Source organism: Aminobacter sp. HY435 (assembly GCF_027568395.1).
In the GTDB taxonomy this organism is placed as follows: domain Bacteria; phylum Pseudomonadota; class Alphaproteobacteria; order Rhizobiales; family Rhizobiaceae; genus Aminobacter.
In genome coordinates this window covers 282,902-303,938 of the sequence record NZ_JANKZL010000001.1, presented here as the reverse complement: position 1 = coordinate 303,938, position 21,037 = coordinate 282,902, and the positions used below count along the sequence as shown (strand labels likewise).

Below are 21,037 nucleotides of genomic sequence, written 5' to 3'. Positions count from 1 at the left end.
ACCTTCAGTTCGAGGCGGATTCGCGCGCCATGCGCGCACGCCGGGTTTCGCGGCGCGGCTTGCGCTCGACGGTTTCGAGGCGGGCGGGAAGCATTGCCATGACGGCGCGACGCTCCTGCGGGGTCATCTTGATCCAGGCCCATACTTCGTCGCGGGTGCGGCCGCAGCCGAAACAATAGCCGCTCTTGTCGTCAATCGAGCACACCATGATGCAGGGTGTTTCTATCTTGTCCATCTGTCGTCCGTGGCCGCTATGCTTAGCTGCGATGTATATGCCGGGCCAACCACAGATGATGTAGCGCAGGCGTCATTGCAAGCGCTTTCCCGCGACCTCTCGTCTCGGCCAAGAGCGCTGCGCTGCGATTGTCATCATGGCGCGGGGAGGGTATGCCGCAGGCATCGATTTCGAACGGCAGGCCCCCATGACCAGCGCATCTCCCTTTGACGATTTCCGCAACCTATTTGCCCATTTGCCCGAGGGCGACGTGGCCCAGGCCGGCAAGGTCTGGTCGCTGCTGGCCAAGGCGGACAAGCGGCAAGGGTCGCTCGGCCGCATCGAGGACATCGCCGCCTGGCTGGCGCGCTGGACCGGCCGCGCGCCGCCGTCCGTGCTGAAGCCGCTGGTGGCGATCTTCGCCGGCAACCATGGTGTTGCCGTTCACGGCGTTTCGCCGCGCGGCATGGAGGCAACGGCGGCCCGGGTCGAGCTTTGCGCAGCTGGCGGGGCCGCGATCAACCAGGTCTGCGTCGCCAACGATCTCGGGCTCAAGGTGTTCGATCTCGCCCTGCATCTGCCGACCGCCGACATCACGGTCGAGGCGGCGTTGGACGAGCGCGGCTGCGCGGCCACGATGGCGTTCGGCATGGAAGCGATCGCCGGCGGCACCGACCTGTTTTGCATTGGCGACCTTGGCGTCGGCAACACCACCATCGCGGCTGCCCTGTGCGCCGCCCTGTTCGGCGGCAAGGGCGCGGACTGGGTTGGTCCAGGGTCGGGGGCCGACGCCGCCATGCAGGCGTGCAAGGCGGCTTGCGTCGATCAGGCGCTGGCGCTGCATGGCGATCATCTCAAGGATCCGTTCGAGGCCCTGCGCCGCGTCGGCGGCCGCGAGTTCGCGGCGATCGCCGGCGCCATCCTGGCAGCCCGCATGGAGAAGATTCCGGTCCTGCTCGACGGCTACTCGACAAGTGCGGCCGCGGCCGTGCTCTATGCCATCAACCCGACCGCGCTCGACCATTGCATGTTCTCGCACATCTCGACCGAGCCGGGTCACGCTCGCCTGCTCGCCAAGCTCGGCGTACGCCCGCTGCTCGGATTGGGCATCGATCATGGCGAAGCGGTGGGGGCCGGCATCGCCGCCGGTCTGGTCAAGACAGCCGCGCAGATCAGCTCGGGCATGGCCGCCGCCGTCAAGTGAAGCTGCGGCTCGGGGCCAAAGGCGTCGAATTGGCGGTGTGGTCGGAGCTAGCGGCCGCCGCCAGCGCTGCGCAGTGGCGCTTCGGACAAGCCGTCGATGACACGAGAGGCGGGAAAGATGCCAATGGCCTCGGTGCCCTCGCGCAGCTTCGAACGCAAATCGAACTCGCCGCCATGCAGCGCTAGCAGGCCCTGGACGATCGGCAGGCCAAGCCCCGTTCCCTGTTCGGCGCTCTTGATGGCTATCGAGCCCTGTCCGAATGCGGAAAGCACGATCGGGATTTCTTCCGGCGGAATACCGGGTCCGTTGTCCTTGACCGAGAGGTACTGGCCGCCGCCGGCCGTCCAGCCGACCCGGACGCGAATTTCGCCGCCTGTCGGCGAAAACTTGATCGCATTCGACAACAGGTTGAGCGTGATCTGGCGGATCGCGCGCTCGTCGCCCAAAAGGCGTGGCAGGCCCGGCTCGAATTGCTCGACGATGCGCAGGTCCTTGTTGCGCGCCTTAAGCTCCATCATGTGGCAACAGTCCTCGACGATGGAGAGCAGCGATTGCGGTTCTTCGTTGAGCTGGTAACGGCCCGCCTCGATACGCGAGAGATCGAGAATTTCGTTGATCAGGTCGAGCAGGTGCTGGCCGGATTCGTGAATGTCGCGCGAGTATTCGCGGTAGGTCGGGCTGTTCATCGGCCCGAGAACTTCACCGGCCATCACCTCGGAAAACCCGAGGATCGCGTTGAGTGGCGTGCGCAGTTCGTGGCTCATCGTGGCGAGAAAGCGCGATTTGGCGAGATTGGCATCTTCGGCGCGTCGCCGTGCCTCGTCGGACATCGACTTTGCCGTTTCGAGTTCGGCGATGAGGGCGTCCATCTCGGAACGAAACGACATCAGCATCAGTGCCGAGCGGTTCTTGATCCGCGCCACCTCGGAAAAGAACGGCAGTGCCGCGACCAGCAGCGCGACCATGGCAAGGCCAAGCGGCTGGTTCAGGTTTGCGCCGAATGCGGCATAGGCCGCGACCGGAACCACGAAGGTGATGAGCAGCGAACCGCTGAGCGACGAAGCCACGATCGCGGTCGTTGCCATGGCCACCAGCAGGAAGATGCCCTTCATCACCGAGAGCAGCGCCGGTTCGCATCCGGCGCAAGTCATGGCAGCCAGATATGCCCATGCCAGGCCCGTGGTGAAATGGCCGACGAGGAAGTTGCGGCGCATTGCGGGCGGTTTGACGGTTTCCGGCCTGGCCCCGTCGGTGCGGCGGGCAAGGATGGCGAGCCCGACATAGCCGAGTATTGCAATCAGCGCCCAGATCAGTATCTCGCTGTTCGCGCCGAGCGTGACCCCGATGCCCGCGAAGATGACGATCAGCAGCGGCAGGGTGGCCGAATTGGTGACGATCGAGCGAGCATGGAGCTTGAGCAACTCGCGCTCGAACGCAATCCCGCCGGGCTGTTGCGCCAGCTGGTCGCGGGTCTTGCGGACAGCGCGGGCGACATCGCTGTTGCGATGGCGTTTCCTGCGGTCCACAATGATCTTGTCCGCCGTATTAGAGCGTTGCAACGGCATGTGATATTTCGATTTCGCGCGCGCTTTACTTACACCTGCACGCTACGTCCGAATGATTAAGGGATTGTTTGCCATATGAGCCGTTCGTGGTCGGGCAGGCCGCGACAGCGGAGAATTCGACGATCGCGCAGCGGTTGGCGCAGGTTCTTCGACTATCTCCTCACCGCTACGATCTTTGGCCTTCTGGTTCTGGTGTCGGTGCGCCTCGACCGTTTCGAGACGCGTACGACCGAAGGCTCAGCAATCATCAACGACGGCGATTCCATCACGCTCGGAGGCGAGCGCATACGCCTCGTCGGTATCGACGCGCCCGAGTTCTCGCAGACTTGCCGCAAGGATGGGGAAGACTATCCGTGTGGGCGCCGGTCGCGGGAAGCGTTGTCGAAGCTGGTGGGCCGCCGGCCGGTCGTGTGCAGCGGCCGGGAGCGCGACAAATACAATCGCTTGCTCGGCGAATGCAGGGCCGGCAACATCGATCTCAATCGTGCCCAGGTCGAGGCCGGCTGGGCCGTTTCGTATGGAGGCTATCAGGTCGAGGAACTCGCCGCCCGCCGCGCCGGCAGCGGCATGTGGGCGGGCGAATTCGAAAGGCCGCGCGACTGGCGCGCCACCCATGGTGACATGGGCGAGACGCCGCATGACGGATATGGCCGCATTCTCAACTGGCTACGAGAAATCTTTCGTTTCTCGTAGCTTGCGGTCTATGTTTTGAGCAACGAAATGATCGAGGAGGCATCATGAAGCTGTTTGACGGCGGCCGCGCGCCCAATCCGCGACGTGTTCGGGTATTTCTCGCCGAAAAGGGCATCGATGTGCCGATCGTCAGCGTCGACATGGGCGCGCTTGAGCACAAGGGCGGCGATGTGGCCCTGCGCAACCCGTTGCGGCGCTTGCCGGTGCTCGAACTCGACGACGGCACCATCCTGACGGAATCCGTCGCTATCTGCCGCTATTTCGAGGAGCTTTATCCGGAGCCAGCGCTTTTCGGCCGAGGCGGGCTCGGCAAGGCCAAGGTCGAGATGTGGCAGCGGCGGATCGAGTTCAACCTGTTTCAGCCCGTCGCCTTCGCCTTCCGCCACACGCACCCTGCCATGAAGGAATGGGAAGTGCCTCAGGTGCCGGAGTGGGGCGAGGTCAACCGCCCCAAGGCGCTCGAATTCCTGAACTTCCTGGACGGCGAACTCGCCTTGCGGGAATTTGTCGCCGGCGACGATTTCTCCATTGCCGACATCACCGGGCTGATCGCTCTCGACTTCATGAAGCCGGCCAAGATCGTCGTGCCTGAGGAATTTTCCAACGTGCTCGAATGGCACCGCAACCTGTCGTCGCGGCCGAGTGCAGCCGCCTGATGATTGCCGATGACCTCGACAGGCTCGCGGAGGAAATCAAAGCGTGCCGAATCTGCGTCGAGCGCCCGCTGGGCAGGCCGTTGCCGCACGAGCCGCGGCCTGTCGTGGTTCCGTCGAGGACGGCCCGCATCCTGATTGCCGGGCAGGCGCCCGGAACCAGGGTGCATCTCAGCGGCGCGCCCTTCACCGATCCGTCCGGCGATCGGTTGCGTGACTGGCTCGGCGTGACGCCGGACGTGTTTTACGATCCGTCGAAATTCGCCATCGTGCCGATGGGCTTCTGTTTTCCCGGGCAGGACGCCAAGGGCGGCGACCTGCCGCCGCGCCGCGAATGCGCGCCAGCCTGGCGCGCCGGGCTGATGGCCGCGATGCCGCAGATCGACCTTGTTTTGGCGGTTGGCCAGTACGCGCAGCGATGGCACATGGGGGCGGCCATGGCCGGGTCGCTGACAGACACCGTGGCCGGCTGGCGCGCCGTGTGGGCGCGCTCATCTGCGCCGCATGTGCTGCCCCTCCCGCATCCATCGTGGCGCAACACCGGCTGGATCAAGCGCAATCCCTGGTTCGAAATGGAATTGCTGCCTTTTCTCAAGGCAGAAATCCGGCATCGCCTCTAGCTGGCGATTTGGAATTCCATACCGAAGATGCGTGGTGCGCGGAGAATTCCTTTCTTGTATGGTCGGGGCAATATCAGGATTATGGCGAACCTTTTCTAACGGAGCCAAAAATGGACCGCCTCGACAGGAAAATACTTCGCCTCCTTCAGGAGGATGCAACGCTGGCCGTTGCCGATGTCGCCAAGAAAGTCGGGCTTTCCACGACGCCCTGCTGGCGGCGGATACAGAAGCTCGAGGAAGAGGGCGTGATCAAGCGTCGCGTGGCGTTGCTCGACCCCGAGAAGATCAATGCGCGCGTCACCGTCTTCGTGGCTATCCGCACCAATTCGCATAGCCACGAATGGCTGCGCCGCTTTTCCGAAGTGATCCAGGAATTCCCCGAGGTCATCGAGTTCTACCGCATGAGCGGCGATGTCGATTACCTGCTCCGCGTGGTGGTGCCCGATATCGGCGCTTATGACGCCTTCTACAAGCGGCTGATCGCCAAGATCGAAATCCGCGACGTGTCGTCTTCGTTCGCCATGGAGCAGATCAAGTACACGACCGAAATGCCGCTCGACTACATGATCCTCGACAAGGAAAGCGGCGCCAGCGCCGCCTGATCATCGCTTGGCTTCAAGGCGCGCAAGCGTCTTCGGATCGGCGAGTTCGCGGGATGCGTCCTTGCCGATCCACCGCGCCGCCTTGCTGTCCGAGGCGGCCAGCTTGTCAGCCAAGCTGAGGGCAGGGCCATGAAGCGCAAGCGAGCGCTTGCCCACCTGCCTCAGTGCCCAGTTGACCGCCTTCTTGACAAAGTTCCTGTCATCTTCGGCATGGGCCTCGACCAGGTCGAGCCAGGCGATGAAGGTCTCGTCCGGTTCTTTCTTGAGGTGCACGGCGCCCGTGGCGATGATCGCGAACGCCTCGCGCCGGACGAATTCGCGCTCGTCGGCGGCATAGGCGGGGACGACCTCGTGCGCCAGCTTGGCGCCGATGATCAGGTGGGCCGCGTGGTCGACGATTTCCCAGCTGTCGAAGTCCACCGCCATGGCGTCGATCTGCGCCCGCTTCACTTTCGCCGGTTCGTCGGTGAGGATCGCCAGAAGGCGCGCTTCGCGGATGCCGGTCGCCCACAGCGCCAGGGCCCTGCCGTGATCGCGCTTCACCTGCCGAGCGATCGGGTTGATCACCGCATTGGGGATGCCGAGCGCCCGATCGGTGGCGATGCCGAACCTGGCCATGCCGGCGCGGCTCTCGTCCGAGGCAAGCGTGCGCAGATGCGCGACAATCTCCTCGGCGGTCGATGCCGGCGCCAGGACCATGTCGTGCTACCTTTCCAGCCGGGCGAGCAGGGACGACGTGTCCCAGCGGTTGCCGCCCATCGACTGCACGTCCTTGTAGAACTGGTCGACAAGGGCGGTCACCGGCAGCTTGGCGCCATTGCGGTCGGCCTCGGCGAGGCAGATGCCGAGATCCTTGCGCATCCAGTCGATGGCGAAGCCGAAGTCGTATTTGCCCGCGTTCATCGTCTTGTGGCGGTTTTCCATCTGCCAGGAGCCGGCGGCTCCCTTGGAGATGACCTCGACGACCTTTTCGATGTCGAGCCCCGCCTTCTTGCCGAAATGGATGCCTTCAGCCAGTCCCTGGACGAGGCCGGCGATGCAGATTTGGTTGATCATCTTGGTGAGCTGGCCGGCGCCCGTCGGCCCCATCAGGCCGACCATGCGGGCAAACGCGTCGATGACCGGCCGTGCCTGGTCGAAAACAGCCTGCTCGCCACCGACCATGACCGTCAGAACGCCATTTTCGGCGCCGGCCTGGCCACCGGAGACGGGCGCGTCGAGGAAATGGATGCCGCGTGTGGCTGCCTCAGCGGCGAGTTCACGCGCGACTTCGGCGGATGCGGTGGTGTTGTCGATGAAAATCGCGCCTTTCTTCATCGTCTGGAAGGCGCCGTCCGAGCCGATTGTGACGGCGCGCAGGTCATCGTCATTGCCGACGCAGGCGAAGACGAAGTCCTTGCCCCGGACCGCCTCGGCCGGTGTCGGGGCGCGGCTGCCGCCGTGCTCTGTCGCCCATTTCTCGGCCTTTGCCGTGGTCCGGTTGTAGACGGTGACGTCGTGGCCGCCCTTGATCTTGAGATGGCCGGCCATGGGGTAGCCCATGACGCCGAGGCCCAGAAACGCGACAGATGCCATTGCAAACCCTTTGAACGCCGAAAATCGTTGTCAGAGGTCTATGCCATGGAGCGGATTCGTCAAGCTTCGCGGTGACCAATCCCGGACCGGGATCAGCGATGCATGTGGCGGGTAATGCGGCGTTCGATCCAGTCGACGAAGTGGCGCAGCGTTTCGACCAGGGCGAGATAGAGCAGGGCTGCCCAGATGTAGGTCTGGAAGTCGAAGGTGCGCGAGAAGGCACGGCGCGTCTCGCCCATCAGGTCGTAGACGGTGATGATGGCGACGATGGCCGAACCCTTGATCATCAGGATGATCTCGTTGCCGTAAGGGCGCAGCGCAACCACCAGCGCCTGCGGCAGGATCACCTTGTACATGGTCTGGAGTTTGGTCAGGCCAAGCGCCGAAGCCGCCTCCCACTGGCCCTTGCCGACGCTTTCGATGGCGCCGCGCAGGATTTCCGCCTGATAGGCGGCCGTGTTGAGGGCAAAGGCGAAAATGGCGCAATACCAGGCTTCGCGGAAGAAGCCCCAAAGGCCGACCATCTCGATCTGCGGCTTGAACGAGCCGAAGCCGTAATAGATCAGGAACGTTTGCGCCAAGAGCGGCGTGCCGCGGAAGAAATAGACGTAGCCGTAGGAGATCGCGTTGAGAACGCGGTTGCTCGACATGCGCGCGTAGCAGATCGGTATCGACAGGATCGCGCCAAGCACGATCGAGATCGCGACCAGCGACAGCGTGACGCCCAGCCCGGAGATATAGGAGGGCGCGTACTTGGCGAAAAGCTCGGGGTTCCAGGCGCTGAACAGATAGGCGACGATGCCGATGCCGAACAAGATCCAGAAGGCGACCAGGGCCGAGCCGAAAATGCGCGCGCGCGGCCAGCCACGTGGCGGGGCCGGTGGGCGCTGTGCCTTCTGCGCCGTTTCCACCGAGGCGTTCATCGTGTTGCCTCGCGCTTGCCGACCCGGCGCTCGATGGCCGCGATGCCGAATGAAGAAATGATGGCGAGGGCCAGATAGATCAGGCAGGCGACGCCGAAGAAGAGGAAGGCCTGCTTGGTCACCCGTGCCGCGATGCTTGCCTGGCGCACGATGTCGGTCAAGCCGATGGCCGAGACCAGCGCGGTGTCCTTGAGCAGGATCAGCCAGAGATTGGAAAGGCCGGGCAGGGCGATGCGCACCAGTTGGGGCAGGATGATGAGCCGCATCGTCTGGCGCGGCGACAGGCCAACGGAGTAGCCGCCTTCATACTGGCCCTTTGGGATGGCGCGGAAGGCCGACAGGAACACCTCGCTGGCGTAGGACGAAAACACCACGCCCAAGGCAATCATACCGGCGACGAAGCTGTTGATCTCGACAGTCGCGTCCGGGCTTATGAACCGTACGACTTGCTGGATGCCGATCTGCGCGCCGTAAAAGACCAGGAACAGCGTCAGCAGTTCGGGCAGGCCGCGAAAGATGGTGGTGTAGATGTTGCCGGCAAGCCGCAGCGAGGGCTCGCTGGATTGCTTGGAAAGCGCGACGAAGAAGCCGATCAGCAACCCCAGCGGCAGTGTCACCAGGGCCAGGGAAACGGTAACGAACACCCCGCGCAACAGGTCGTCGCCCCAGCCGTCAGGTCCGAAACTCAAAAGCCCCCAGATGCTCTGCATCGGTCGCCTGTCCCCTTTCGCCCCTCGTTGCGGAGGCTGCCGGCCTTGGTGGCGGCTTATCGTTGTCTTTCTACTTTAGACAGGCGGCGGGAACTTGTCCCGCCGCCTGTGCATCGCTCGGGCCTTGACGGGCTTACTCGCCGTAGGCGTCGAACTTGAAGTACCTGTCGTTGATTTCCTTGTATTTGCCGTTGGCGCGGATGGCCGCGATGGCAGCGGTGAATTCGCCTGCCAGGGCATCGCCCTTGCGCACGCCGACGCCAGCGCCGTCGCCGTGGATTTCCGGCATGTTCGGAATGATGCCGACGATCTTGCAGCACGCACCATCAGCCGTTTCCAGCCAGGCGCCCATGGTCACGGCGTCGTCGCTGACCGCGTCGAGACGGCCGTTGGCCATGTCGAGCTTGTATTCGTCAGCGGTCGGATAAGACTTGATCTCGCTGTCGGTGAAGACCTTCTCGGCGTAGTTGTAGTGGATGGTCGAGCCCTGCACGCCGATTGTCTTGCCGGCGAGGTCTTCCTTGGTCACGCCCTTGATGTCGCTGTCCTTTGCAGCGGCGATCACGGCGGGCGTGTTGATGTACTTATTCGAGAAGTCGATCTTCTCCTTGCGCTCCGGCGTGATCGACATCTGGGCGATGATGGCGTCGAACTTGCCGGCCTGAAGCGCCGGGATCATGCCGTCCCATTCCTGGGCGACGATTTCGCACTTGGCCTTCATCTCTTCGCAAAGCGCGTTGGCGATGTCGACGTCGAAGCCCACGAGCTTACCGTCGGAGGTCAGGTTGTTGTAGGGAGGGTAAGCGCCTTCGGTGGCGATCTTGAGCGTCTTTTCCTGCGCCTGCGCCACGCCGATGGTCAGCGCCAGGGCCGTCGTCGCGGCGAGGGCGATACGGGTTGAAATCTTCATCGTGTTCCTCTCTGTTGGCTACCAGCCAATTCCTCTCAGGTCGGCTGGCTGACGGAAGGTTTCCTCCCGTTGCTGACGGCGATACTCCCACTGTTTTCCATTGGAAATCAATCGGGATTCAGTTTTTTGCAGAGATGCTTCGGCCACCTTCGGGTGACGCTGCGTCATTGTTTTTCATGCCCGTCTGCAACTCGATGAAGTCGGCAATGGCGGCGACGTCGTCTATGCCGAAGACCGGCAGACGCTCTCCCGCGATCGGATGGTCGGAGGCAATCGCCACGATTGCGGGATCGTTGGCGGCCAGTGGAGAACGGTCCTTGGCCTCGAGGCGTCGCGCTTCGATCTTGGCGTGGCCCTCGCGCTTGTAGCCCTCGACAAGCACGAGATCGCAAGGGGCGATGCGTCCCAGCACGTCCTGCAGCGTCGGTTCGTCCTCGCCGCGCAATTCGTGCATCAGCGCCCAGCGTCGGCCCGAAACGATCGCCACTTCGCTGGCGCCGGCCTCGCGATGGCGAAAGCTGTCGGCGCCCGGCTTGTCGATGTCGAAATCGTGGTGGGCATGCTTGATGGTCGAAATGCGCCAGCCGCGCCCGACCAGTTCGGTGACCAGCCGTTCGGTCAGCGTGGTCTTGCCGGAGTTCTTCCAGCCGGTGATGCCAAAAACGCGGTGCGCCATCAGTCTGCCCCGCCAAGCATGTCTTCGGCGGCAGCCAGGTCCTCGCGCCTGTTGATATTGAAGAACGGATCGACCGCCGTCCGGCCAACGCGCTGCGTTGGAAATTCAACCACGTCCATGCCTGCCTGCTCAATGAAAGTCATGACCCTTCGGGTATCGCCGCTTTCCAGAAACCTCGCAAGCTCCTGGCGCAGACCGACAGGCCAGAGCGCAAATGTCGGATGTATCCGGCCACCGGAAGCGGCTACCGTGATGCGTCCGGGTTTCGCGCCAAGTTCCAGGCGCTGGCGCAGGTCGAGGGGGAAGAATGGTGTGTCGGCGGCGACGCTGAACACATGCGTTGCCCCCGGGGGCGCCCATTCCAGTCCGGCGAGAACGCCTGCAAGGGGGCCCTGAAAGCCGGCGATGGTGTCGCCGATGACAGCGACGCCGAAACCCGAGAACAAAGCGGCGGCGGCGTTGGTGTTGATGGCGATGGGCGAAGCCTGGGGTGCGAGACGTTCAAGCACGTGCCGCACAAGAGGTTTTCCCGCGAGCGGCATCAGCGTCTTGTCGGCGCCCGCCATGCGACTTGAGCGCCCGCCAGCCAGAATGAGCCCGGCGACCGTCATCACACGCCGTCCGGAGCCATCGAGGGGCTGGTGCTTTCCGCCGCCGGCCGGTCCTTGCCGACGACCCTCTCGCGGTACAGCGAATAGAGGCCGGAGGCGACGATGATCGCTGCGCCGCCCAGCATCACCAGGTCGGGGAAGTCATGGAACACAACGATGGTCATGGCGATGGCCCATAGCAACGACGTGTAGCGGAACGGCGCGATGAAGGAGACGTCGCCCTCGCGCATCGCCATGATGACGAACTGATAGCCAAACAATACCAGAACGGCTGCGCCGGCGAGGTAGAAGATGAGCTCGAGCGACAATGGCTGCCATCCGCCGAAGGGCACGACTGTCAGGGCGCCGGTCAGGGTGATGATGACGGTCGTTACGGCGGAGACGAACAACGAGGGGATGTGGCTCGGGATCTTGCGGGTTGCCAGGTCGCGCAGCGCACAAAATGCGACCGAGACCAGCGCGAGCACGGAAAACGCATTGAACCCGTCCATGCCCGGCCGCACGATGATCAACACGCCGCTGAAGCCAATCGCAATGGCAAGCCAGCGCCGCCAGCCGACACCTTCGCCAAGGAAGAGGGCGGCTCCCATCGTCACCGCCAGGGGCAGCGCCTGCAGCACCGCCGATATGTTGGCCAGCGGCAGGTGAGGCAAGGAGGCGAGGAAGGTTACGGTTCCGCCGATTTCGCCAAACAGGCGCAGGAACACCATGGGATGCATGTTCTGGCGCGCGTTCGTGAACGCGCCCTGCTGCCAGGCCAGGAGGCAAATCAGGACGGTCGCGAACAGGCCGCGCACGAGCATCAACTGACCCGGATTGATCGCTTGTGACGCCAGCTTGCTCAGCGTGTCATTGAACGTGAATGCTGCCATCGCGACGACCATGAACATCGCGCCGCGTACGTTGGAAGAAAGGGGCAATTGAGCATCCCATGCTGCGTGTTGCCCAAGGCTTAAGCAGGGCTGCCGAAAACAGCAATCCCAATTGCATGGACCAGCGTTGCTCGTTCCGCTTCAGGGGCCGTTGAGGCTTTCGGCGATGCTGCGGACAAGTGGATCGTATTTCGCCTTGGCCGTCGCGGGATACTTGAGCAGAAAGGCATGGATCACGCCGTTTCTGCCATATTCGAAACGCTGATAGAAGATGTTCGCGCCGTCGCGACCTGACAGCACCACCCAATTCTTGCCCACCTTGCGAAAGCTCACGTCCAAGCCTTCGGAACTGAAATCCGCCAGCTGTTCGGGTGTTTGTTCGAGGGCGTTGTAGGAGCCGTATGCCGCAAGGCTCGCACCGTCGGGCGCAAGCCAGGTCAGTCCGTCGCCATTGGCCGGTTCGTCGGCCTTGCCGGTGAACACTTCCGCGGGGAAGGTCACCGAAGTGCCAAAGCGCGCATTGGTGTAGATGAACGGCTTGGCCGCCGCAGGCGCGGCAATCGCCAACAGGAGCACTGCAGCGGGCAAAAACATGCTAGGCCGATAAGCCATGCCAGTCCTCCTTGGGTATCCTGCCATGGCCGCCGAACGAAAACAGCTTCGTTCAGCCTCCCGTGACGCTCATATGGCGTGACACGGACGGTCGGTTCGTGCGGCGGTCGATGACGAAATCATGTCCCTTGGGCTTGCGGCCGATCGCCTCGTCGATCGCTGCTGCCAGCAGTTCGTTGCCTTCCGAGACGCGCAAGGGCGTTCTGAGATCGGCGGCATCGTCCTGGCCGAGGCACATGTAGAGCGTGCCGGTGCAGGTCAGGCGGACGCGATTGCAGCTCTCGCAGAAATTATGCGTCATCGGCGTGATGAAGCCGAGCTTGCCGCCGGTCTCGGCGACATCGACATAACGCGCTGGCCCGCCCGTCTTGAATGGAATATCGGTGAGGGTGAACTGGCGTTCGAGACTGGCCCTGAGCAGCGACAACGGCAGGTACTGGTCGGTGCGATCGGCGTCGATCTCACCCATCGGCATGGTTTCGATGACGGTCAGGTCCATGCCGCGGCCGTTAGCCCAGCGCAGCATTTCCGGGATTTCGGCGTCGTTGAAGCCCTTAAGGGCAACCGCATTGATCTTGACGTGGAGCCCTGCTGCCTGGGCGGCGTCGATGCCTTCCAGCACCTTTGCAAGCTGACCCCAGCGGGTGATCGCGTGAAACTTCTCGGGGTCGAGGGTGTCGAGCGAAACGTTGATGCGCTTGACGCCGCAATCGGCCAATTCCCGCGCGAAACGCGACAGCTGCGAGCCGTTGGTCGTCAGCGTCAGCTCTTCCAGCGCGCCGCTGTCGAGATGCCGGGAAATTTGGCGCACCAGGTGCATGATGTTCTTGCGGACCAGTGGCTCGCCGCCAGTGAGGCGCAGCTTCCTGACGCCCTTTTCGATGAACACGGTGCAGAGGCGGTCGAGCTCTTCCAGCGACAGCAGGTCCTTCTTGGGTAGGAAGGCCATGTCCTCGGCCATGCAATAGGTGCAGCGGAAATCGCAGCGGTCGGTCACCGACACGCGCAGATAAGAAATCGCACGCCCGAACGGGTCGATCATGTTGCTGCCGTGCTTTTCCATTTCGCCTTTGCTCACTCCCGCAGGCGGTTTCCCGGACCGCACTCTTTCATGTCGTTCAAAAAACCTTCCCCTTCAAGCCCGAAGGGCGATTTCAGGCAACATTTGGACAATGCGCGTCCTCATTGTCAGCAGTATTGCATTTTTCAGAACCGGAGCGCCTGTCAGTTTGCGGCCGGAACCGGGCACCTGGTGTCGCCTCCGTCGCATTCGAGTTGCTGGCATTGGAGCAATCGTCGATGGCGCGCGCCGGTCATTGCCGCAAGCGCCAGCGCTGACACTGCAGGGGAGTCCTCGCCGCGAGGCACAGGCCATACGCTGGCGAGGGCAGGGCATGCTTGCCATTTGGCGCGGTTTCGGCGTAACCGGAGATGTCTTCAAGGGGAGCGGATATGTCGGCGCCAAAGGAACTCAGGGTCTCCAAGGATCGCAAGCTGTTAACTGTGACCTTCCCGAACCACGCTCCGTTCGAGCTGCCGGCGGAGCTGCTTCGCGTGCTGTCGCCGTCGGCGGAAGTGCAGGGTCATTCGCCCGAACAGCGGGTGACGGTGCCTGGCAAGCGCAACGTCGCGATCCTCAAGATCGAGCCGGTGGGCAACTACGCCGTGCGCATCACCTTTGACGATTTCCACGACACCGGCATCTTCACCTGGAACTACCTGCATACGCTCGGTCACGAGCAAGGCGTGCGCTGGCAGGGTTATCTTGACGAGTTGGCTGAGAAAGGCCTTTCCCGCGACAAATAGAGCCGTCGTCGCCAGTTCACACTTGTCGGCTAAGAACCGCGCAAACAGCGAAAGGCAGGACGATGGCGGTGATTGAGACGGTTGAACAGCTCGAGGCGCTCTATGGTCTTCCCGGCGAAACGTCGCTGGTGAAGGAACTCGACCACATCATTCCCGAATATGCGGCTTTCATCGAGGCATCGCCATTCGTGTCGCTGGCGACCAGCGGCCCGGAAGGGCTGGACTGCTCGCCGCGCGGCGATCTCGCCGGTTTCGTCCGCATCGACGATCCACGCACGTTGATGATGCCGGACCGCCGCGGCAACAACCGGGCCGATTCGCTCAAGAACATCATCAGGGATCCGAGGGTGGCGCTTCTGTTCCTGGTGCCGGGGTCGGGTACGACGCTGCGCGTCAACGGGCGCGCTCATATCACCGTCGACCCCGAGCTGTGTGCATCGTTCAGCGTCGAAGGCAAGCCGGCGCGCTCGGTCACGGTGATCGAGGTCGACGCGGTCTATTTCCAGTGCGCCCGCGCCATCATCCGATCCGAACTGTGGAACCCGGAACGCCACGCCGATCCAAAGTCGTTGCCGACGCCAGGACAAATCCTTGCCGTGACCAGCCGAGCCAATATCGATGGCGGGGCCTATGACCGCGAGTGGCCTGAGCGCGCCAAGACATCGATGTGGTAGGCTCAGGCCACCGGTCGATGCCGCTGGCCTCAAAACAAAGTGATTGCCGCGATGTAACTTCGGCAGCGATGGCGACGTATACCAGCACAGAGTTGGGAGCCGTTTTCGCATGAAGCCCTGGACTGACCGCGCCGGAAAATTCTCGCCGCTGAAAGCTGCCGTGCTGGTGGGCACGCTGACGCCGGCGCTTTTGCTTGCCTATTACGCCGCGACAGGATTCCCATCGGTGGCGCCGACCGGCGGAATCCTCGGGCCGCGGCCTTATTCGGCCGCCATCCATTTCACCGGCGACTGGGCTATCCGGTTCGTGCTGTTGTCGCTGGCGGTGACGCCGCTGCGGCGCATCGGGCAATGGCCGAAGCTGATCCAGGTCCGCCGCATGCTGGGCATCGCCGCGCTCTGCTACGCGCTGGCGCACCTGACCCTGTATTTTTTCGACATGAACTGGGACGTGCTCCGGGTGGCGAGCGAGATCGTCCTGCGCATTTACCTGACCATCGGTTTCGTTGCGCTGCTCGGCCTTGGCGTGCTTGGCGCCACCTCGACCGATGCGGCGATCAGAAAGCTCGGCGCGAACTGGAACAGGCTGCACAAGGTCGTCTACGCCATCGGCATCCTGGCCGCGCTGCATTTCTTCATGCAATCCAAGGCCGATGTCTACCAGCCGACGCTGATGGCCGGCTTGTTCGTGCTGTTGATGCTCTATCGTCTCGCGCACTGGCGCGGCTATGCGCTGACCTCGCCGCTGGTCCTTGTGGCGCTTGCGGTTGGCGCGGCGTTGGCGACGGTGCTCGTGGAGGCTGCGTGGTACGGCCTGGCGACGGGCGTTCCCGTCAGCCGGGTCCTCAACGCCAATCTGCAGTTTTCCTACTCCATCCGCCCGGCGTGGTGGGTGCTGGCTACTGGCCTGGGCGCTGCCGCGCTCGGCTACGTCAGGTCGCTTGCCAAGCCCGCGCCGCAGCGGGGCAGGCGGACGGCCAACGTCACGGCCTAGCGCAGCGTTGGCTCTCAAGGCGTTGGATAGGTCGCTCGCGGCGATTGCGGCCTATTCCTTCAGCGCCTCGGCGACGCGCTGCATATGCGCACCAATCATGTCGCATTGTTCCGGTGTCGAAGCGCTCATCGCTTTTTCGATTAGCCCGCCATAGGCCTTCAGCGCCCGCAGGAGCAGCGCTTCGCCATCGGCGCTCAGCCTGAGCCGCATGACACGTCGATCCTTGGCATCGGCCTCGCGGTGGACGAGCGCCCGCTTTTCGAGTTGAGGCAGGAGCATGGTGATGTTCGAGCGCCCGACCAGCAGCTTGCGGGCAAGGTCGTGCTGCGACATGTCGGGGTGGCGGTAGAGGTTCATCAGCACGTCGAGCTGCGCCGGCTTGAGATCAAAGGGCTGCAGCGCCTGCGCCAGCGCGCGCTCCATCGAATGGCACGCTTTCGCGACCGCAACCCAATTCCGGAACCGCGGGTTGTCCCACGACAAATCTTGCTTATTGTTCATGATTGAACTATTATGTTCATGATTGAACTGATGGATGGACGATCACTATGGCATCAATCGGGCTTAAGGTCATCCGCGGCCTTGTCGGCGTTGGCGAGGTTGTTTCGCCGCGGCTTGCCGGGCGGGCGGCATTCGAATTGTTCCGACGCACGCCGCCGCAGCGAAGCCTGTCGGACGGCGAAAGGCGCGCCATCGGTCGCGCCTCCGCCTTCATGTCGGAGGCCCGTCATCACCGAATCAAGACGTCCGCCGGTTGTGTCGCGGTGCACGAATTCCGGCCCCGGCAGATGCGCTCGAAGGGCACCGTCCTGATGATACATGGCTGGCGCTCTCGAACCGAGTACATGCGCGCACTGATCGAGGGATATGTCAGCGCCGGACATAAGGTTGTTTCGCTCGACCTGCCAGGCCATGGCGGCTCGCCGGGCAGGGCGCTGGACATGGGCAAGGCCGTCGAAGCCGTCAGCCTCGCCGGGCAATGGTTCGGACCGTTCGCAGCGATTGTCGGCCATTCGTTCGGCGGAGCCATCGCCGTCAATGCGGCGGCCGGAACCGTGAGCGGTTTCGCGGCTGTTCCAGCCGAGCGGCTGGTGCTGATCGCCGCGCCCAATTCGATGCCCCGGCTGTTTGAGGAGTTCGGCCGCTATCTCGATCTCGGCGCGCGCACGCAGAAGGCGATGGAGCAGCAGGTCGAGCGCGTCACCGGCCGACCGCTCGCGCAGTTCGTCAGTTCGCGCCTGCTGGCGCGCTTGCCGATCCCCGTCATGGTGATGCATGCGCCCGACGACCATGAGGTGCCTGCGGCCGAGGCGCATGCGATGGCAGCTGCGGGCAATCATGTCAGGATGTTCTGGGCCGACGGGCTCGGGCATCGGCGCATTCTGTCCGACGCGACAGTCGTGCGCACGGCCATCGATTTCGTCACCGACCGGCTAGTCCCTGAATACGTGCAGTAGTCTCCTTCATGCCTTCTTCGATGCGGGCACAATGGGAAGGCCAGCGTCGCGCCAGGCGGAGAAGCCGCCGAGGACGTGCTTCACCGGCTCCAGTCCCATGTCGCCGGCGGTCTTGGCCGCAAGCGCCGAACGCCAGCCACCGGCGCAAAAGAAAACGAAGCTCTTGCCGCTGGAAAAGAACGCCTTGTGGTAGGGGCTGTCAGGGTCGATCCAGAATTCCAGCATGCCGCGCGGGCAATGCTGGGCACCGGGAATTGCGCCGTCGCGCTGCAGTTCGCGCGGGTCGCGCAGGTCGACGAACACCGTTCCGGGATCGTCGAGCAGCGTTGCCGCCGCCTCGGGAGAGACGACCTCGACCACCGCGTTGGCTTCATCGAGCAGTTGCCTGTAGCCCTTCTTCAACTTGACCTCGCGTCATCTCGTCTTGCCCGACCAAGCTTTCGCATGAACAGGCCGCTGGTGTCACCCTTCGCGAATTGTGCCAGCATGGTCCACAAGTTCACGCTGATGTGAAACTGTTCTGCAACAGCGACCGGGAAATTTATGGAAGCTTAACGTTATCAGTATGAATCGATGCAGTCGCGCCTTACATCCGCCATTCGGCGACAGGAAATCCTCGATCGGCGCATGGGGAGATTCCAGACCATGTTTCCGACGGGGACGGGTGTTTTTATGAAAAGTGCTTTCCTGAAGAAGCCGGTTTCGCTGCCCTTGGTGGCGCTTGCCGCGATCCTTGCGATGGGCGCGCCCGATGCGAGCGCGCAAAACCTCTTCGATATCCTGTTTGGCGGCAACAGCCGCAATTCCAGGCCGATGCGCCAGCCGCACGGCGAGTTCCCGCCGGCGCCGAAAAAGGCGCCGAAGCGCGCGGCGCCGGCGAAGATCAGTGCTCCGTCCTACTACACCTACAAGACAGACCAACTGGTGCCGGTCGATTTTTCCAAGCTGAACGCCGCCGCCCAGTCGGTGTCGCTCGAGCCATCGCTTTCCGGCACCGCATTTCGGGAGGCGCTGGCCGGGCTCACAGAGTTCGACCTTCTTGCCGAGCGCGACATCGCCAAGGCGCTTGTCGACCATTATTCGGCAAGCCCCGATTTCATCTGGGTGACCGGCCAGTCGGCCAACAGCCGCGCGGAAGACTCCGTCCGCGTGCTGGGCGACGCGGCGAGCCACGGTCTGCACAGCGCCGACTATGCCGTTGCGGTGCCGCCGGCCGGCTACGACATGGCCGATACCACTGCGCGCATGAAGGCGCTGATCCGTTTCGAGATGGCCCTGTCGGCGCGCGTGCTGCGCTACGCGCATGACGCGCAGGACGGCCGGATCGACCCCAACCGCATCTCCGGCTACTACGACTTCGCGCCCAAGCCGCTCGACATGGTGGGGCTGCTGAAGGGGTTGGGCGCTGCTTCGGACGCGCGCGCCACACTTGAAGGCCTTCACCCGAAGAACCCGGAATACCAGGCGCTGCGCGTCGAACTCGAGGCGCTGCGGGCGAGCGAGGAAAACGATATCGTCGTCGACCCGAAGCTGCTGCTGAAGCCGGGCGAGACAAGCGCCGAGCTGCCCAAGCTGCTGCATCTGATCGCGCGCGACCTCGATGACGAGCTGGGCGGGGAGTTCGGCGAACTCCTGGCGCGTCAGGTCGACAGCGAGGTCTATACCGCTGATCTCGTGCCGCTGATGGAGGCGGTACAGAAGCGGGCAGGGCTGAAGCCGGACGGCGTCATCGGCCCGCGCACGGTGGCGACGCTCGCCGGCACGTCGAGGGCCGACAGGCTCGACAAGGTTCTGGTGGCGCTCGAGCAGATCCGCTGGCTGCCATCGGATCTCGGCAGTCCACGGGTGTTCATCAACCAGCCGGCCTACACCGCGAGTTTCATCGACGGCGGTACAGAGAAGCTGAAGATGAAAACGGTGATCGGCAAGACCACCAACCAGACCAGCTTCTTCCAGGACGAAATCGAGCAGGTCGACTACAACCCCTATTGGGGCGTGCCGCAGTCGATCATCGTCAACGAGATGCTGCCGCGCCTGCGCAATGATCCCAGCTATCTCGACCGGGCCGGCTACGAGGTCACCGATTCGCGTGGCAAGCGCATTCCGTCCTCGGCGATCGACTGGGGGCAGTACGGGGCCAAGGTTCCCTACAGCGTGCGCCAGGCACCGAGCGAGGCCAATGCGCTGGGCGAACTCAAGATCCTGTTCCCCAACAAGCACGCCATCTACATGCACGACACGCCGCAGAAGGCGCTTTTCGACCGCGACAGCCGCGCCTTCAGTCATGGCTGCATCCGCCTGTCCGATCCGCGCGGCATGGCTGCTGCGGTTCTTGGCACGGACGTCGCTCACATCGCCGACAAGCTCAAGCAGGGCCATTCGTCCGAAAAGGTATCGCGCAAGATCCCGGTCTACGTCGCCTACTTTACGGCCTGGCCGGAACTCGGCGGCAAGGTCGAGTATTTTGGCGACGTCTACGACCGCGACGCCAGGCTGAAAGATGCGATCGCCAGGACCGAAGCGGTGCGCGCGCCGAGCATCTGAGCCTACAGCATCGGCGTCCGCGAGCTTTCGTCGGTGCCGTTGACCACCGGCCAAGTCCCGGTCTTTGTGATAGCGGTCGAACTCGCCAAGGTCATGGCCGTGGCCTCGACCGAAGGTGGCGTATTCCTCGAACGTGCCTTTTTGGATGTAGAAGCCGAAATCCGCCGACTCGTGATTCTGGTAGTTCGAGAGGGCGGAAACTTGTCGAGTGACCGTTCTGGAACACTGCGCCTGTTGGCCTGGGATCGATCGCAAGAATCAGTCGAGATCCCAGATGATCCGTTCGAAAATGGTGCCTGTGCGGTTGAACGCCCTGAGTTGCGTCAGGACGTCGTCGTCGCTGAGCGTCTTCCCCCATTCGCGTACTGTCGCCAGAAGCTCGGGCTCGGCGCCGAGTTCTTCCAGGGCCGTGTAGAGTTCGGCAATGATTGCTGATGTGGTCGCATCGACAGCCATGCGCCTCAATTATTCTCGTTCTACGGCGTTTCAAGTGGCCGGGAAGCAAAGTTGATAGCAGGCACGCGATGACTCGCGGACCCAAGGCCCTGTCGAATCAAGGATGTCGGCTGTCGGTTGGCTGTGGCGCCGACGGTCAGCCTGCGGGACGCCAGTCGAAGGCCAGTTCTTCGCGGAAGGCGAAGCGGACGATGTGATCGACCACGACCTGCTGCAGGCGCTCGATGTCGTCGGCCTCAAGCTCAAGCATCAGTGCCTTGTCATCTGCGGACAGTTCGACGATCCGGCCTTCGCCGAGGTCGATGCGTCCTTCAGTCGGCGTGAAGTCGACCGCGAACTTGTGCCCCCAGTGCTTGCAAAGTTGCTGGAGATAGCGGCTGCCGTGTTCGGTTGCGACTGTAGCTCTTGACCTGGGCATGGTGCTGCTCCGATGGATCTGGCTGTCTCTTGTCGCGCTTCGGCTTGTCTGGAGATTTCCAGTTCGGGATTCCAGGCGCCCGCGCTTTTTGCTTAAGAAATCTGGCTAAGTCTTTGAAAAGAATGGTGGGCGATATAGGGATTGAACCTATGACCCCACCCGTGTGAAGGGTGTGCTCTCCCGCTGAGCTAATCGCCCGTCCGAGGCCCGCAGGCCGAACGTAGCGGCGATATAGTGGAGCCCGAGCG

At 63.2% G+C, this 21,037-nt stretch carries 25 protein-coding genes, 1 tRNA gene and 1 pseudogene; 10 read left to right on the top strand and 17 right to left on the bottom strand.

The window, feature by feature from the left end; genetic code table 11:
- Positions 1-4: 4 nt before the first annotated feature.
- On the bottom strand, positions 5-235 hold the full coding sequence (locus PCJ21_RS01490; RefSeq protein ID WP_269929604.1) for a DUF1289 domain-containing protein: 231 nt from the start codon (positions 233-235) through the stop codon (positions 5-7).
- Positions 236-422: 187 nt separating this feature from the next.
- Between PCJ21_RS01490 and PCJ21_RS01485 the strand changes: the two genes are divergently transcribed.
- Positions 423-1,418, top strand: a complete 996-nt coding sequence (locus tag PCJ21_RS01485) for a nicotinate-nucleotide--dimethylbenzimidazole phosphoribosyltransferase (RefSeq protein WP_269929603.1) — start codon at positions 423-425, stop codon at positions 1,416-1,418.
- Positions 1,419-1,465: 47 nt separating this feature from the next.
- On the opposite strand, the gene PCJ21_RS01480 is transcribed toward PCJ21_RS01485, so the two are convergent.
- Positions 1,466-2,983 (bottom strand): sensor histidine kinase, encoded by a 1,518-nt coding sequence (locus tag PCJ21_RS01480; protein WP_269929602.1) that lies wholly within the window; start codon positions 2,981-2,983, stop codon positions 1,466-1,468.
- A 75-nt stretch (positions 2,984-3,058) separates the two neighbouring features.
- On the opposite strand from PCJ21_RS01480, the gene PCJ21_RS01475 reads away from it, so the two are divergent.
- From PCJ21_RS01475 to PCJ21_RS01460, 4 genes are all read left to right on the top strand, one after another.
- On the top strand, positions 3,059-3,676 hold the full coding sequence (locus tag PCJ21_RS01475; protein WP_269929601.1) for a thermonuclease family protein: 618 nt from the start codon (positions 3,059-3,061) through the stop codon (positions 3,674-3,676).
- 44 nt (positions 3,677-3,720) lie between these two features.
- Positions 3,721-4,332, top strand: a complete 612-nt coding sequence (locus tag PCJ21_RS01470; RefSeq protein WP_269929600.1) for a glutathione S-transferase — start codon at positions 3,721-3,723, stop codon at positions 4,330-4,332.
- Complete coding sequence (locus PCJ21_RS01465; RefSeq protein ID WP_442865945.1) at positions 4,332-4,949, top strand: uracil-DNA glycosylase family protein; 618 nt, start codon at positions 4,332-4,334, stop codon at positions 4,947-4,949. The genes PCJ21_RS01470 and PCJ21_RS01465 overlap by 1 nt, the downstream gene beginning before the upstream one ends.
- Before the next feature lie 110 nt (positions 4,950-5,059).
- The gene (locus PCJ21_RS01460) at positions 5,060-5,551 is read left to right on the top strand and encodes an Lrp/AsnC family transcriptional regulator (RefSeq protein WP_067961212.1); all 492 of its coding nucleotides are present in this window, start codon (positions 5,060-5,062) and stop codon (positions 5,549-5,551) included.
- Here the strand turns inward: PCJ21_RS01460 and PCJ21_RS01455 are convergent, their stop codons facing one another.
- The 10 genes and pseudogenes from PCJ21_RS01455 to moaA form a co-directional block, all read right to left on the bottom strand.
- On the bottom strand, positions 5,552-6,250 hold the full coding sequence (locus PCJ21_RS01455; RefSeq protein ID WP_269929598.1) for a DNA alkylation repair protein: 699 nt from the start codon (positions 6,248-6,250) through the stop codon (positions 5,552-5,554).
- 6 nt (positions 6,251-6,256) lie between these two features.
- Positions 6,257-7,129, bottom strand: a pseudogene (locus tag PCJ21_RS01450) (NAD(P)-dependent oxidoreductase); the annotation flags it as partial.
- 89 nt (positions 7,130-7,218) lie between these two features.
- Positions 7,219-8,049, bottom strand: a complete 831-nt coding sequence (locus PCJ21_RS01445; protein WP_269929597.1) for an ABC transporter permease — start codon at positions 8,047-8,049, stop codon at positions 7,219-7,221.
- Positions 8,046-8,759, bottom strand: coding sequence for an ABC transporter permease (locus PCJ21_RS01440; protein WP_269929596.1), 714 nt, complete (start codon positions 8,757-8,759; stop codon positions 8,046-8,048). The genes PCJ21_RS01445 and PCJ21_RS01440 overlap by 4 nt, the downstream gene beginning before the upstream one ends.
- 133 nt (positions 8,760-8,892) lie before the next feature.
- Positions 8,893-9,669, bottom strand: a complete 777-nt coding sequence (locus PCJ21_RS01435) for an ABC transporter substrate-binding protein (protein WP_269929595.1) — start codon at positions 9,667-9,669, stop codon at positions 8,893-8,895.
- 118 nt (positions 9,670-9,787) lie between these two features.
- Positions 9,788-10,345 (bottom strand): molybdopterin-guanine dinucleotide biosynthesis protein B, encoded by a 558-nt coding sequence (gene mobB, locus PCJ21_RS01430; protein WP_269929594.1) that lies wholly within the window; start codon positions 10,343-10,345, stop codon positions 9,788-9,790.
- The gene (gene mobA, locus PCJ21_RS01425; RefSeq protein ID WP_269929593.1) at positions 10,345-10,956 is read right to left on the bottom strand and encodes a molybdenum cofactor guanylyltransferase MobA; all 612 of its coding nucleotides are present in this window, start codon (positions 10,954-10,956) and stop codon (positions 10,345-10,347) included. The genes mobB and mobA overlap by 1 nt, the downstream gene beginning before the upstream one ends.
- Entirely contained in the window at positions 10,956-11,876 is a 921-nt protein-coding gene (locus PCJ21_RS01420; protein ID WP_269929592.1) for a DMT family transporter, read from the bottom strand. Before PCJ21_RS01420 ends, mobA begins: the two co-directional genes overlap by 1 nt.
- Before the next feature lie 93 nt (positions 11,877-11,969).
- Positions 11,970-12,440 carry a hypothetical protein gene (locus PCJ21_RS01415; RefSeq protein ID WP_269929591.1) on the bottom strand — a complete coding sequence of 157 codons (471 nt, stop codon included), beginning with the start codon at positions 12,438-12,440 and terminating at the stop codon, positions 11,970-11,972.
- A gap of 52 nt (positions 12,441-12,492) precedes the next feature.
- Entirely contained in the window at positions 12,493-13,503 is a 1,011-nt protein-coding gene (gene moaA / locus PCJ21_RS01410) for a GTP 3',8-cyclase MoaA (RefSeq protein ID WP_269929812.1), read from the bottom strand.
- A 389-nt stretch (positions 13,504-13,892) separates the two neighbouring features.
- On the opposite strand from moaA, the gene PCJ21_RS01405 reads away from it, so the two are divergent.
- The 3 genes from PCJ21_RS01405 (at position 13,893) to PCJ21_RS01395 (ending at position 15,914) form a co-directional block, all read left to right on the top strand.
- Entirely contained in the window at positions 13,893-14,246 is a 354-nt protein-coding gene (locus PCJ21_RS01405; RefSeq protein WP_269929590.1) for a DUF971 domain-containing protein, read from the top strand.
- 62 nt (positions 14,247-14,308) lie between these two features.
- Complete coding sequence (locus tag PCJ21_RS01400; protein WP_269929589.1) at positions 14,309-14,920, top strand: pyridoxamine 5'-phosphate oxidase family protein; 612 nt, start codon at positions 14,309-14,311, stop codon at positions 14,918-14,920.
- 109 nt (positions 14,921-15,029) lie between these two features.
- The gene (locus PCJ21_RS01395) at positions 15,030-15,914 is read left to right on the top strand and encodes a sulfite oxidase heme-binding subunit YedZ (protein WP_269929588.1); all 885 of its coding nucleotides are present in this window, start codon (positions 15,030-15,032) and stop codon (positions 15,912-15,914) included.
- 51 nt (positions 15,915-15,965) lie between these two features.
- Here PCJ21_RS01395 and PCJ21_RS01390 read toward each other — a convergent pair whose 3' ends face one another.
- Entirely contained in the window at positions 15,966-16,415 is a 450-nt protein-coding gene (locus PCJ21_RS01390) for a MarR family winged helix-turn-helix transcriptional regulator (protein WP_269929587.1), read from the bottom strand.
- Positions 16,416-16,462: 47 nt separating this feature from the next.
- On the opposite strand from PCJ21_RS01390, the gene PCJ21_RS01385 reads away from it, so the two are divergent.
- Positions 16,463-17,371, top strand: a complete 909-nt coding sequence (locus PCJ21_RS01385) for an alpha/beta hydrolase (protein ID WP_269929586.1) — start codon at positions 16,463-16,465, stop codon at positions 17,369-17,371.
- Between the two features lie 6 nt (positions 17,372-17,377).
- On the opposite strand, the gene PCJ21_RS01380 is transcribed toward PCJ21_RS01385, so the two are convergent.
- A complete protein-coding gene (locus tag PCJ21_RS01380; protein WP_269929585.1) occupies positions 17,378-17,773 on the bottom strand; it encodes a rhodanese-like domain-containing protein in 396 nt (131 codons plus the stop codon).
- 270 nt (positions 17,774-18,043) lie between these two features.
- Here PCJ21_RS01380 and PCJ21_RS01375 point away from each other — a divergent pair, with 270 nt between their 5' ends.
- Positions 18,044-19,915: a L,D-transpeptidase family protein gene (locus PCJ21_RS01375; RefSeq protein WP_269929584.1), complete on the top strand. Its 1,872-nt coding sequence runs from the start codon at positions 18,044-18,046 to the stop codon at positions 19,913-19,915.
- Between the two features lie 258 nt (positions 19,916-20,173).
- Here PCJ21_RS01375 and PCJ21_RS01370 read toward each other — a convergent pair whose 3' ends face one another.
- The 3 genes from PCJ21_RS01370 to PCJ21_RS01360 form a co-directional block, all read right to left on the bottom strand.
- A complete protein-coding gene (locus PCJ21_RS01370) occupies positions 20,174-20,371 on the bottom strand; it encodes a hypothetical protein (protein ID WP_269929583.1) in 198 nt (65 codons plus the stop codon).
- 136 nt (positions 20,372-20,507) lie between these two features.
- On the bottom strand, positions 20,508-20,789 hold the full coding sequence (locus PCJ21_RS01365; RefSeq protein WP_269929582.1) for a DUF2218 domain-containing protein: 282 nt from the start codon (positions 20,787-20,789) through the stop codon (positions 20,508-20,510).
- A 123-nt stretch (positions 20,790-20,912) separates the two neighbouring features.
- Positions 20,913-20,987: transfer RNA gene (locus tag PCJ21_RS01360), tRNA-Val, on the bottom strand.
- Positions 20,988-21,037: the final 50 nt, after the last annotated feature.